The 12,481-nt window shown below is 59.5% G+C and carries 11 protein-coding genes and 3 pseudogenes; 13 read left to right on the top strand and 1 reads right to left on the bottom strand.

Annotation, left to right across the window (positions count from 1 at the left end; all coding sequences use genetic code 11):
- Positions 1–21 precede the first annotated feature (21 nt).
- The 5 genes and pseudogenes from BPNPMPFG_RS41295 to BPNPMPFG_RS41280 all read left to right on the top strand — a co-directional run bounded on the left by BPNPMPFG_RS41295 (position 22) and on the right by BPNPMPFG_RS41280 (position 3,772).
- Positions 22–1,185 carry a M24 family metallopeptidase gene (locus BPNPMPFG_RS41295; RefSeq protein ID WP_258599367.1) on the top strand — a complete coding sequence of 388 codons (1,164 nt, stop codon included), beginning with the start codon at positions 22–24 and terminating at the stop codon, positions 1,183–1,185.
- A gap of 181 nt (positions 1,186–1,366) precedes the next feature.
- Positions 1,367–2,068 carry a response regulator transcription factor gene (locus tag BPNPMPFG_RS41290; protein ID WP_258599366.1) on the top strand — a complete coding sequence of 234 codons (702 nt, stop codon included), beginning with the start codon at positions 1,367–1,369 and terminating at the stop codon, positions 2,066–2,068.
- Between the two features lie 180 nt (positions 2,069–2,248).
- The gene (locus tag BPNPMPFG_RS41285; protein WP_258599365.1) at positions 2,249–2,488 is read left to right on the top strand and encodes a helix-turn-helix domain-containing protein; all 240 of its coding nucleotides are present in this window, start codon (positions 2,249–2,251) and stop codon (positions 2,486–2,488) included.
- Positions 2,485–2,954 (top strand): annotated as a pseudogene (locus BPNPMPFG_RS43060) (HipA N-terminal domain-containing protein). Before BPNPMPFG_RS41285 ends, BPNPMPFG_RS43060 begins: the two are co-directional and overlap by 4 nt.
- Positions 2,906–3,772: a HipA domain-containing protein gene (locus tag BPNPMPFG_RS41280; RefSeq protein ID WP_319946070.1), complete on the top strand. Its 867-nt coding sequence runs from the start codon at positions 2,906–2,908 to the stop codon at positions 3,770–3,772. Before BPNPMPFG_RS43060 ends, BPNPMPFG_RS41280 begins: the two are co-directional and overlap by 49 nt.
- Positions 3,773–3,927: 155 nt before the next feature.
- On the opposite strand, the gene BPNPMPFG_RS41275 is transcribed toward BPNPMPFG_RS41280, so the two are convergent.
- A complete protein-coding gene (locus BPNPMPFG_RS41275; protein WP_258599363.1) occupies positions 3,928–4,134 on the bottom strand; it encodes a DUF2188 domain-containing protein in 207 nt (68 codons plus the stop codon).
- A 1,121-nt stretch (positions 4,135–5,255) separates the two neighbouring features.
- Here BPNPMPFG_RS41275 and repA point away from each other — a divergent pair.
- The 8 genes and pseudogenes from repA to BPNPMPFG_RS41235 all read left to right on the top strand — a co-directional run bounded on the left by repA (position 5,256) and on the right by BPNPMPFG_RS41235 (position 12,480).
- A complete protein-coding gene (gene repA / locus BPNPMPFG_RS41270) occupies positions 5,256–6,458 on the top strand; it encodes a plasmid partitioning protein RepA (RefSeq protein WP_258599511.1) in 1,203 nt (400 codons plus the stop codon).
- A gap of 77 nt (positions 6,459–6,535) precedes the next feature.
- Positions 6,536–7,501: a plasmid partitioning protein RepB gene (gene repB / locus BPNPMPFG_RS41265; protein WP_258599362.1), complete on the top strand. Its 966-nt coding sequence runs from the start codon at positions 6,536–6,538 to the stop codon at positions 7,499–7,501.
- A 153-nt stretch (positions 7,502–7,654) separates the two neighbouring features.
- On the top strand, positions 7,655–8,860 hold the full coding sequence (repC, locus tag BPNPMPFG_RS41260) for a plasmid replication protein RepC (RefSeq protein ID WP_258599360.1): 1,206 nt from the start codon (positions 7,655–7,657) through the stop codon (positions 8,858–8,860).
- Positions 8,861–9,005: 145 nt separating this feature from the next.
- Positions 9,006–9,437 (top strand): Xre family toxin-antitoxin system antitoxin, encoded by a 432-nt coding sequence (locus tag BPNPMPFG_RS41255; RefSeq protein ID WP_258599359.1) that lies wholly within the window; start codon positions 9,006–9,008, stop codon positions 9,435–9,437.
- Positions 9,434–9,793, top strand: a pseudogene (locus BPNPMPFG_RS41250) (RES family NAD+ phosphorylase); the annotation flags it as partial. The gene BPNPMPFG_RS41255 and the pseudogene BPNPMPFG_RS41250, both read left to right, overlap by 4 nt.
- A gap of 129 nt (positions 9,794–9,922) precedes the next feature.
- Positions 9,923–10,795, top strand: a pseudogene (locus tag BPNPMPFG_RS43685) (TnsB C-terminal domain-containing protein); the annotation flags it as partial.
- 117 nt (positions 10,796–10,912) lie between these two features.
- Positions 10,913–11,566: a Mu transposase C-terminal domain-containing protein gene (locus BPNPMPFG_RS41240; protein WP_258599509.1), complete on the top strand. Its 654-nt coding sequence runs from the start codon at positions 10,913–10,915 to the stop codon at positions 11,564–11,566.
- Complete coding sequence (locus BPNPMPFG_RS41235) at positions 11,557–12,480, top strand: TniB family NTP-binding protein (RefSeq protein ID WP_258599358.1); 924 nt, start codon at positions 11,557–11,559, stop codon at positions 12,478–12,480. The genes BPNPMPFG_RS41240 and BPNPMPFG_RS41235 overlap by 10 nt, the downstream gene beginning before the upstream one ends.
- The last annotated feature ends 1 nt before the right edge of the window (position 12,481 follow it).

Raw genomic sequence — 12,481 nt, 5'->3', positions numbered from 1 at the left:
GAAGTCCAGGAGCACACGACCATGCTTCCAGCACCACCATCACCCGACGTGCCCCTGAACGAGCTAACCATGCGGCTCGCCGCGGTCCGCCGCGAGATGGCCCAAGATGACATTGATTTCCTGGTGCTCACCGACCAGAAGAACATTGAATATTTCACCGACTACCGGACATTGTCCTGGGGCTATCACTCGCGTCCCCTATTCCTGGTGATTGACCAACGAGACCTTCTCGTCATCGCCAACAAGATCGAGACCAGAAACCTTGAAATGAGGGCGAGAGCTTTTTCGATCGTCTACTACGCGGGCTACCTTGCGGAAGGCGCGCGCGCCATCGTCCAGGAAATTTCCGCCCGCGATCCGGCTGCCACGGCAACAGCCGCGATCGACTATGGACAGGATATGTCTGGCCGCGGCTCGCTGGAAATCGTCGATGGATTGAGGGCGCGTGGTGGCCGGCTGGAGCGCGCGACGGATTCGCTGTGGCGAACACGCGTGATCAAATCGCCGTTCGAAGCGCAACTCAAGCGCATCTCGTTTGAGATCGTCAACGCTGCATTCGACGATGCCGTTTCTCAAGCACGTCTAGGTATTACCGAGGTCGAGCTTTGTCGGCAGATCCAGGCCCGCATCATCATGAATGGAGCGGAGCGGGCTGATCCAATCGCCATGACATTCTGCAGGGGTGAGTTCAACTACGGCCGGCCGCCCGGCATGCAGCCATTGCAGGCTGGCCAGTATGCCTGGACGGATTTTCGTTCCACCTATGGTGGCTATCCTGCCGATAGAAACCGCATTGCGCGCGGTGGTTCGCCTGAAAGCTGGGAGATCGGCGCTTATGAGCGAACGCGCGCGCTAACGGTGGCCCTCGCCAACGGCGTCAGGGCTGGGATGACGTGCGGGGACGTTTTTGGTGCCTTTGAGCAGCTTTGGCGCGACGCGGGCTTGCCACCCGCCTATGGTCTCGTTTCTCGAATTGGTCACGGAGGAGGCCTCGACGTCACCGAGCCTCCTTCCATCTCCAAGGATAATCCCGAAATCATAAGACCGGGCATGATTTTGCACCTGGAGCCCAAGCTGGAAATCGCCGGCGCCGTCTTCCAGTTCGAGGAAGTCATCTATGTTCGCGAGAACGGAATCGAGTTTTTGAGTGAACTGTCTCCGGAGCGGCTGCCAGTCATCGATTGAGTTGATTCTAGTGGGCTCACAGGTCGTGCCCGATCGAGAAGGCTGTGGGATGCCCGTGGCCGGGCTGACTAATGATCCTTGTGGTTGGTGAAAAGCCGGGGATGCTTCGGAAATCCGGCAATTGCCTGACAGATGGGGTGTGCCAAGAGATGTGCATTGTGTCACGCCGCCTGAGAGAATTATGAAGCCACTGATCGCGATATGCTCGCATGACGCGGAATTCTATCTGGTGCTCAGTCACATCCTGGCGGTGGACGGCTTCACCAGTGCGCTGGCCAGCAACGTCGACGAAATGTTCGAACTGGCCGCCGAAACGCCGGTCCATGCTTGGGTGCTGGACTGCCGGCCGGACAATCAGATGGCGGACACCTGTAGCCGCCTCAGGCAGGATGCCCGGACCAGCGCCCTCCCCGTGGTCGCGTTGATCGCTCACGGTGCCGAGACCCAGCATATCGCGCTGCTGAAATCCGGGATCGACGAAGGTTTTGTCAGGCCGCTGGCGCCAGCTAAGCTGCTTGGCTACCTGCGTTCCAGACTCGGGACCGGCCGGCAATCCGGACGACGATCGGATGGCGCGATGTCACTGAACTACGCTGACATCGAAATGCAGATCGATACGCATCACGTGCTTTGCAACGGCAGGGAAATCCTGCTGGGGCCGATTGAGTTCAAACTGCTACGTCATATGCTTGAGAACCCGGAGAAGGTTCTCAGCCGAGACGACCTGGTCGGAGTGGCCTGGCCGGGCAATGTCTATGTCGGCCCGCGAACGGTGGATGTCCATATCAGCCGGCTGCGAAAGTCGCTCAAGCAGTCATCCCATAGCGACATTATTCGCACTGTCAGGTTGGGTGGATACGCGTTGGAGAGTCGCACGTTTTGATCTATGGCGTTCAAAGCGCCGGGTGTACTTGGTGAACAAGGGCCAAGCTGCATGTCACCGCTCATGCACATTTGTTAATGCTACCGTTCGGTTTCTTATTGAAAAAGTCACCGTTTGGTGTCATAAAAGCATGTGAACGAATGGTGACACATGCAGCTACGAACCGCGCGAGATGTTGGCTTGGCGCTCCGTGACCAGCGGCGCCGGCTTAAGCTAAATCAGGATCATCTCGCAAAGCATATCGGTGTCAGCCGCAAATGGCTGATCGACGTCGAAAAAGGAAAACCAGGCGCCGAGCTTGGTCTCATCCTGCGTGCCTTTACGGCATTGGGGCTTTCTCTGACGTTAGGTGACTTTGGTACAAACCCATCAGCAACCGACATTGACCGAGTTATCGAGCGCGCGCGTGATCCGTCATGAGCAAGCTCCTTGCACTTCTCGATGACCGTGTTATCGGCGCGATCGAGCAGGACCAGCGCGGCAGGTTTGTCTTCACCTACGATGACGACTGGCGATACGGCGATGTGTCGTATCCCATTTCCCTGTCGCTGCCCTTTCTGCGCGCGAGCATCCAAATAAAAAGGTCGATGCTTTCCTATGGGGACTTCTGCCAGACAATCTGGTCGTTCTCGATCGCTGGGCAAGACAATTTCAGGTGTCCGCGAACAACCCCTTCGCCCTTCTCGGCCATGTCGGTGACGACTGTGCTGGCGCAGTCCAGTTTGTGAAGCCCGATCGCCTCGATGTGCTCCTCGGCGCCGCCCAGCCGCCCATAGAGTGGCTCGAAGAAGCTATGATAGCAGAACGGTTGGCAGCGTTGCGCGCCGATCACGCCGCGTGGCGATCGCCGCGCGATACCGGCCAGCTCAGCCTTGCAGGCGCCTAGCCGAAGACGGCCCTACTCTTCCAGGACAATCGCTGAGGCATCCCCTCCGGGCGCACACCCATATCCTGAAGCCGCCAACAGGCGAATTCGACGCCCTCGCCGAGAACGAGCATTTATGCCTGCGCCTTGCCAGGAAGCTCGGACTTGCCGTCGCGCGCTCGCGCGTGATGCGGTTTGGTGACGAGGTTGCCATAATCATTGAGCGCTATGACCGCGAAGCGACGGCGACCGGCATCGTGCGCATCCACCAGGAGGATTTGTGCCAAGCGCTCGCCGTGTCGCCGACCCGCAAATACGAGAACGAAGGTGTCCCCGGCGCTATCGCGATTGCTGGTCAGTTGCGGGAGACGTCAAGTAAACCGGGCGAAGACGTCGCACGTTTTGTCGACGCCCTGATTTTCAACTGGCTCATTGGCGGGACCGACGCCCACGCCAAGAACTATTCTGTCCTGATCGGCCGCGGTGGCGTGGTACGGCTTGCGCCGCTCTATAATGTGGCAAGCATTCTCCCTTACGATTTCGATTTGCAGCGGGTACGGCTTGCAATGCGGATCGGTGGCGAATATCGCCTGCGCGACATCAGCGTTCCGCAATGGGACCGTCTCAATAAGGATCTGAAACTCGACCGGGACGCGACGATTGCCCGCATCCGCAGGCTAGCCGAAGCCATTCCCGACACCCTGGCCGACGTTGGCAAAGCTGCGAAAGCGGATGGCCTGGCTCATCCGCTGACAGACCGGCTTGCCGAAGCCATTATCGCTAGAGCTGGAAAATGTGCGGCGCTCTGGGATGAACCTGGCGATCTATCTGTTCCATAGACCCAGTCTAGCGGCGAGCCAAGCCATCCGCGTCAATGGCTCGGGCTATTGGGCTTAGTGATCAGTCTAATGACTCTAGCCGTCTCAAGTTTCATCGCAGCCCCAGCAAATTCAAGCCTTTCAATCCCCGACTGGGGCGCGCGGTATTGAGGCCTCTACTCGCCGGCCCATTCTGTGCGCCATTTGCCGTCAAAGCCTTGAACCAGCACCTCTGCCGCATGCCCTTGCGAAGCCGCGCTGTTTGCGGCTTTGACGGCAGCCAGGACGGCGTCGGTGTTGGAGCCATACGGATAGTCCTTGCCGTCGTAGCGGACCTTCCAGCCGTCGGCCTCCTTGAAGACATAATACTTCGCGTTCGCCATGCCCCGGCGCCCTCCCCAATCTGCCTCAACCCCAAAAAAGAGAATGCGCAAATGACCACACGGAATGCAACCGTCGTCCGTCATGATAGCGGTCAAGAGATGGTCTCAAGCATCGCCAGTTCGAAGGCGGTGCGCCTCAGGTCCGTAGGGCACCGTTGACCGGAACGAGTGGATGGAGTGAAACCGCGCACGCTTATCTCCGACCACGACGCCGACCGTCGAAGAGTGCTCCGGCGCCTTATTTTGAATGATCTCGAGCGTTCGCAGGCGGATGCGCCGGTTGCGTCGCCCGCTGATAAATAGCCGACCTTCCGCGCGCTTGGCATCTGTCGTCTCTCCAATATGATGAAGCAAGGAATTACCTCGCATCTCAGACGCGCGAAAATTCCATGGACTCACTCGACGTCTGCGGATGTCCAGTTGGAAGTCCCTGATCGGATTCTGCGGCAGGACCCGCAAAAGCAGGCCTGTATGCGAGCGGGAAAATCGAGAGCCTGAAGCCGTCAGTCTGGCGTTGAAGCAGGTGCAAGCCAGCCGGCACAAGCCGCGAGTGCTTTGCGCCCATTGCCCATCTCCTCTTTCATTCGTCAAATGCGGTCTGGCTTGCTCCACCATTCATGAAGGGAAGACCACTCCTTGGCTGGCGGGACAGCAGCCGAAGCTGCTTTCATTCGTATCGCCTACGTTCACGCGCTTAGAGCATAGGCGCGTGGGCGAATTTCACCCACGTGCCAGCATGGGAGCAAGGCGCATGCCGGCGGCCGAGTTCTCGATCCATACGGCGACGCCAGAGCCCCTCGGCCACCGGCGGGATCCAAACGCCCTCCTGCGCGAGCCTGCACCCTGCAATTCCTACCCCTGACGGCCGCAATTTACTGCCGTAAAGAATGATCATTTTGACAGAAAGAACATGCACTTAGTTGCAGCGCAGGACGCTTGTCGTTCTCCCGCAAATGAGCCTAGCTGTTGTCGAGACGTCAGCATAGGGCAGCAAGAAGCATGGGGGCGTCGTTAACCTTCTGTTAACCTAAAACTTCTTGCCGGGCTTTCCGAATCGGAGCTTAATGGCGCTTGTTGAGTGGATTGCTCACAAAAAGCGCCAATTCAGGTTTCGACAAGAAATGACCATTGCCATGCGGCTGCCACGCTTTGAGTTCGATGAGAAAATCCTCGAGCAAGGCGCAGAGATATCCCGACGGCTCAACCAGCTTCGTATGGAGAAGTTCCCGCCCAATGCGACAAAGACACTCCGGTCTTTTTCGATGGCGGAGGTCGCCCACTATCTGGGGGTGTCGCAGAACAATCTGAAGCGCCTCCATCTGGAAGGCAAGGGACCTATGCCCGAGCAGGTCCCCTCGGGGCGCCGGTCCTATAGCGCTGAGCAGATGCTTGAGCTGCGCCACTTTCTGGATCGGCATGGCAGGACCGAGGTCAAAAAATACGTCCCCCACCGTAAGCCGGGCGACAAGCTCCAAGTGGTTGCCGTCGTCAATTTCAAGGGCGGAAGCGGCAAGACAACGACCGCCGCCCACCTCGCCCAGCACCTGGCGCTGACCGGCCACCGCGTCCTTGCAATCGATCTCGACCCGCAGGCCTCGCTCTCCGCCCTGCACGGCTTCCAGCCGGAACTCGATCTCAACCTCTCTTTGTATGAGGCTATCCGTTACGATGACGAGCGCAAGTCCATAGCCGACGTGATCATGGCGACGAATTTTCCTGGCCTGGATATCATCCCAGCCAGTCTCGAGCTGCAGGAGTATGAGTACGACACGCCGCTCGCCATGCAGGACAAATCGTCCAGCGCTGGCCGACAGTTCTTCACCAGGCTCGCAAAGGCGTTGTCCGAGGTGGACGACCGCTATGACGTCGTCGTTGTCGATTGCCCGCCGCAACTCGGCTATCTCACCTTGACGGCGATGTCGGCGGCGACCTCGGTTCTCATCACCGTTCATCCTCAGATGCTCGACCTGATGTCGATGAGCCAGTTCCTGCTGATGCTCGGCGGCATATTGAAGACCATCAAGGATGCCGGCGCACGGATCGATCTGGATTGGTTTCGCTATCTGATCACGCGCTACGAACCGACAGACATTCCACAGGCGCAGATGGTTGGCTTCATGCAGTCGATGCTGGCTGGTCAGATCCTCGAAAGCCCCATGCTAAAGTCGACGGCAATCTCGGATGCAGGCCTGACGAAACAGACGCTCTACGAGGTGGAGAAATCGGCTTTTACCCGTTCAACGTACGACCGGGCGCTCGAATCGCTGGACGCGGTGAACTCGGAGATCGCCGCACTCATTCATCGCGCATGGGGGCGGTCATGAAGGCGTGTTTTACGGCAGTAAATAGTATGAATTTTGCCCGTGAAATCAGTCGGCTAACCGCGAATCGGAGCGATTGAATGGCACGCAAGGACGTATTCGGCAGTGTGATGGGTCCACCGACGTCAGTCTCAGCCAGCCGGGATGTTTCGGGGTATGCGGCCCGCGGCGCATCCCGAACGATCATGCAGTCGTTCGAGGAGCTCTCGAAGAGTTCGGTCGTCGATCTCGATCCGGGGTTGGTCGACACGTCATTCGTCTCGGACCGTATCGACGATGACGATGAGGCGTTTCAGGAATTGCTGACGGCAATTCGGGAACGAGGGCAGGACTCTCCGGTTCTGGTCAGGCCTCACCCGGAGGTTTCGGGCCGTTTTCAGACGGTCTTTGGCCATAGGCGCGTCAGGGTTGCTCGCCAGTTGGAAAGACCTGTGCGCGCTGTCGTCAAGAAGATGGACGACAGGGACCATGTCATCGCCCAGGGCCAGGAGAACGCCGCCAGAGCCGATCTGTCCTTCATCGAACGAACGCTTTTTGCGGACCGCATTCTCAAGCGGGGCCATTCGCCTGACACGGTGAAATCAGCCCTTGCGCTCGATGACACGACCTTCTCGAAGATGCGTTCCGTGACCAGCAACATTCCCGAGCAGGTCATTCTGGCAGTGGGCGCCGCCAAAGGCATTGGCCGAGACCGCTGGTGGCAACTTGCCAAGCTCATGGAGCATCCTGGATCCGCGACGAGGGCGGCGGAGTACGTGGCAATCGCCGATTTCGCGCAGCCAGGCAGTGAGGCCCGTTTTGCCTGTCTCTTCGACTTTCTGAGCGCCCCGGTGAAGCGCCCGCGGGCTTCATCGAAGCCCCAGGAGAGGGCGTGGGTGCCTCAGGACAAATCAGTTCGAGCCAAGATCACCGACACGGGAAAAGTGTTTACGCTTGCCTTGAAGTCCAAGGAAGCATCGCCTTTCGGCGCATTCATTGCCGGCAGGCTCGATGAGCTTTTCGAGGCTTTTCGGGAGTCGGAAATGGCGAAGAAAACAGGAGACTAAACCGCAAAAGAAAAAGGCCCCCGAACGTCACCGTCGCGGAAGCCCTTCTCTGTCTCTAGCAAGCTGAGAATCGCACTTCCCCGAATCACTGTCAAGAGTCGTGGCGCCGTTTCGGCGAGCTGGTTTCTTTTGCCTGATTGAAAGGTGAGGGAAATGGAGAGTGGTTATGCGACGACGCCCTTCGGGCGGCGGCCGATGACGCTTGCCTTGGTGCAAGCGAACGCGGCAGCGCGCGAGATCCCGCAAGGATCTCTTGTTGAGAAATGGCAGGTCTATCGTTGGCTCTGTGAAGGAAAATCGGTTCTCGGCGTCGGCGATCGCGCCCTGGCCGTGCTGAGTGGCCTGTTGACCTTCTATCCGGATGATCAGATCAGCGAGGAAAACGGCCTGATGGTGTTTCCGTCGAACGCCCAGTTGTCGCTGCGCGCACACGGCATGGCCGATTCCACCCTGCGCAGGAACCTGGCGGAGCTGGTGAATTGCGGGCTGATCATCCGCCGCGACAGTCCGAATGGCAAAAGATTCGCCCGCAAGGGGCAGGGTGGGGCTGTCGTGGAGGCGTTTGGGTTCTCGCTCGCGCCATTGCTGACACGGGCTGCGGAGTTTCAGCGCGCGGCCGATGAGGTTCGCGCCGGCGCTCGGGCACTCAAATTGATGCGCGAGCGCATCACGCTGCATCGCCGCGACATCCATAAGCTTGTCGAAGCCGCGATTGAGGAGGCTGCTCCTGGCGACTGGGGAGCCGTCTGGAGACGGTTTCGGGCGATTGTGGAGACCATTCCACGCCGAGCCGGGCTATCGGAGCTGGAGGCGATCGTTGCTGAGCTGACCGCGCTGCACGATGAAGTGGATAGGATGCTGGAAAGTTTTACAAATTCCACGAATCTTAGCGGCAATGAGTCCCAAAATGAGCGGCAGCAATCTGATTCAAACACAGACTCCACTTTTGTATTTGAACCGGCTTTCGAAAAAAGCAGGGCGGCGGTTGAGCCAGTCTCCGCTCCGGCCGAGAAGCTGAAAGGCTACCCGATTGGATTGGTGCTGCGGGCCTGCCCCGAAATTGCAGACTATGCCGTCAACGGTATCGGAAGCTGGCGCGACCTAATGATGACCGCGGCCCAGGTGCGCGGCTATCTTGGCGTTTCGCCCTCAGCCTATGAGGAGGCCTGCCATGTGATGGGCCAGGAGGTTGCCGCGATCGTGATCGCCTGCATTTTGCAACGAGCGCAACATATCAACTCGGCCGGCGGTTATCTGCGGGTGCTGACCGAAAAGGCGAGGGCAGGAGAGTTCTCTGTCGGACCGATGCTCATGGCAGCGCTGAAGGCCAATGGGGCAACCGCGCGGATGACCGGGTGACTATGCGAGCACGACAATGTTTCTCGGGTGCTCGACCGATCTCATTGCCCTTGCGCATGGATCGGTCGCCGAGTTCGGCTTGTTGGACCTTGCTTGGGGCCTCATGTGAAGCTATATCTAGTCTCATATGGTTTGGAGACCAACGATGCTAGCGTTCGGAAATGTTGCCGATGTGCTCGGACTGCCGTCGAAGGAACCGGCGGATCGGTCGCCTTTCGGCTTGATCTCGAGGATTGAGGATGGCCTTCCTTTCGGTGCACTCGATCGTGTAGTGCGCCTGCTGGCGCCAGGCGACGCGCAGTTCAAATATCGCCTGATTGCCAAGGCTACCTATGAACGGCGAAAAACTGCTTTGCGTCTGTCTTCGGACGAAGGCACCCGGCTGGCCCGCGTGGCGCGGGTCTGGGGCCTGGCGCTCGATGTCTGGCAGACTGAGGACGACGCCCGGGATTTCCTGTTTCGACCACATCCAATGCTCGAGGATAAGCGCCCGATCGACGTCGTCATCCGAAATGAAATCGGGGCTGAATTGGTTCTCGATATCCTGGGAAGCCTCAAGTACGGCAGTGCTGCGTGACGGCGCAGACGCTCGATCGCACGCTGTCAGGCTTTCGGATCGGAGATCCAAGTGGCGCTCATCCGATCTTTGATGCAACGGGCTCTACGATCGCTCCCGGTCGGTGGAATACCACTGGAAGCCCGATCATCTACACCAGCGAGCACTATTCAACCGCGCTCCTCGAAAAGCTGGTGCATGGCAGCGGCCGCCTGCCGCCCAACCAGCACTACGTAGAGATCACGATTCCTCGGGGGCTGAGCTACGAAGTGTTCTCGCCGCCGTCGTTGCCCGGCTGGGATATCTTGCCGGCGACGGTGAGCAAAGACTTTGGCGAGAAATGGTGTTTCGAGCGGCGAAGCGTCATCCTGTTTGTCACTCTTCCTAGATGAGTGGACGGTATGTCTTTGTTTTGTAACATTCATCACTCATCCTAATCGAGTGGATTCGTCCCGGTTAGGTAGATTCTTACCCTGATTTGGTGGACGAAGGCGAGAGCGACGGTCATGGGTCGTAACCCCGACAAGCTTGCGGCCGATGATGCCGACTGGCGCAGGGCTGTGGCGCGCGAGGCTGTCATCCGCCCTTTGGCATCGAAGGATCGCTTGTCTCCCGCCGATATAGGCTTGGCGTGCCGCCAACTCGGTGTGAGGCGGGCACGCCTTTATGAACTTCTCTCTCAATACCGGGTCTCTCCTGTCACGAGTTCGCTGCTTGGGCACAACCCCGGCCCAGCGAAAGGGCGACGGCGCCTGTCGGAAGAGATGGAGGCGCTCATCGAGACCGCGATGCGCGACACCTACCGCAGGCGGGAGAGGCCTTCGATCACCGCCCTGCATGACCGCGTTCGAGAGTTGTGCCGAGCTTGTGGAGAGGTGGCGCCTTCCTGGAAGGCGGTAAGGGCCCGTGTAAAACTTGCCGATCCGCGGCTATTGATGCGTGATCGGGAAGGCGCAAAAGCGGCACGTGAACGGTTTGAGCCTGTGGTGCAGGAATATCGCGCCGATCATGCGCTTCACATCGTCCAGATCGACCACACATTGGTCGATCTGTTTATCGTTGACGCCGTGCATCGCCGGCCCCTTCAGCGGCCTTGGCTGACACTGGCCATCGACATTGCAAGCCGGATGGTGGCGGGCTTCTACCTCACTCTGGAAAGTCCGTCGTCGGCCTCCGTAGCGCTTTGCGTCCAGCACATTGTGATGCCGAAGGAACCCTGGCTTGAGGCACGCGATATCAAGGCGGCGTGGCCCGTTTTCGGGTTGCCTGACGTGATCCACGTCGACAATGGCAGGGAATTCCATGGAAAGGCGCTGATCCGTGGGACGGCGGAGCATGGCATCGCCCTTGAATATCGGCCCGTCGCCAGGCCGCATTATGGGGGGCACATCGAGCGGCTGATCGGGACGATGATGGGTGCGGTCCACCTGCTTCCGGGCACGACGTCCAGCAACATCGCCGCGCGCGGCACCTACGATCCGCAAAAACATGCCGCAATGACGCTCGACGAACTGGAAGGGTGGCTCGCGCTGCAGATTGTCGGTCGCTATCATGCGGAGATCCACAGCAGCCTGCATCTGCCGCCCGCCAGCGCATGGGACGATGCCGTTGAGGCACGTCGCCATCCTTTGCGGCTGCCCCATGACCGCGAGCGCTTTCTCCAGGATTTCCTGCCCTTCGAGGAGCGCGGCATCCGACGCGATGGCGTGCATCTGTTCGGACTTCGCTATTGGGACGATGTGTTAAGTCCATGGGCAGGCCGGTTTCCTCGCCGGATGCGCGTCAGATATGATCCGCGCGACCTGTCATGCGTGTTTGTGGAAGGCCCCGACGGCACGAACTGGCCGGTCCGGTTTGCCGACCTCAGGCGGCCGCGCATTACACTCGGCGAACATCGTCTTGCCCGCACGGCGCTGAAGGAGCGCGGCGTCAAGGCGGTGGACGAGCAGCTTATTTTCGAGACGGTCGAAAAGCAGCGGCAGCTCGTCGACGCAGCCGGACATAGGACCAGGAGCGCGCGCCGGCATGCCGAGCGCCGCGACCGATCCTTGATGGCGACCGAAAACAGGAGCTTTGCCGCCCCGGAAACCGACCACGGCGAAGAATGGGATACCGATCTGCCGTCGTTGGTCGTGGAAGAATGGTCTTGAGCGACTACCAGCATCTGCTCCCCGCCTATCGCTCGCATGCCGCTCTTGGCGATGCCGAAAGGATCGCCTGGATCCGGGCCGACCGCTGGCTGGAAACCGCCCAGGCGCGGGCAGTGCTGGCGCGGCTGGAGGACCTGCTGTCCTATCCTGCGCGCGACCGCATGCCCTGCCTTCTGCTTTATGGCGACACCGGTATAGGCAAGACCAAGATCATCCGTAAATTCCTGCGCAATCATCCGGCCTGTTTCGATCGGGGCACAGGCATCACCAGCATGCCCGTCGTGGCCATGCAGATGCCGCCCGAACCGTTGGAACGGGACGTTTATGGCGGACTTCTTACCGCGCTCGGCGCACCGGGACCGATGACGGACTCCACCTATCGTCTGAAGGAGGTCTGCCGGAGCCTTTTACGCAGCATGGGCGCCCGCATGCTGATCATCGACGAAATCCACTCGATGCTTGCCGGCAGCTTCCGCCAGCAGCGCATTTTTCTCAACATCATCCGGTTTCTGGCAAATGACCTGAGGGTTCCACTGATCTGCGCCGGGACCGAGGCGGCCCGGCACGCGCTGCTGACCGACCCCCAGCTTGCCGAGCGTTTCGAGGCCTTCCACCTTGAGCGTTGGACAGATGACTTCCAGGTTTCCCAGCTTTTGACGAGCCTGAGCGGGATCCTGCCGCTGCGCCGTCCCTCGGATTTGGCAACGACGGCTGTCCGCCGAAAAGTGCTCGATCTGACCGACGGCATGACCTCCCGGATCTTTGGCCTGATGGAGACGGTGGCGGTTGAGGCGGTCCGCAGCGGCAGTGAGTGCATCACCATCGACAGTTTCGACGGCGACAATCTCGTCCTGCCGCTTGTGTCGATGACACGCCACATGGAAAAGGGACTGCGGCACCGGGCGAGCCGGTGAG

This window comes from Mesorhizobium sp. AR07 (assembly GCF_024746815.1).
GTDB lineage: Bacteria > Pseudomonadota > Alphaproteobacteria > Rhizobiales > Rhizobiaceae > Mesorhizobium.
This window is presented reverse-complemented; position numbering and strand designations above follow the sequence as displayed.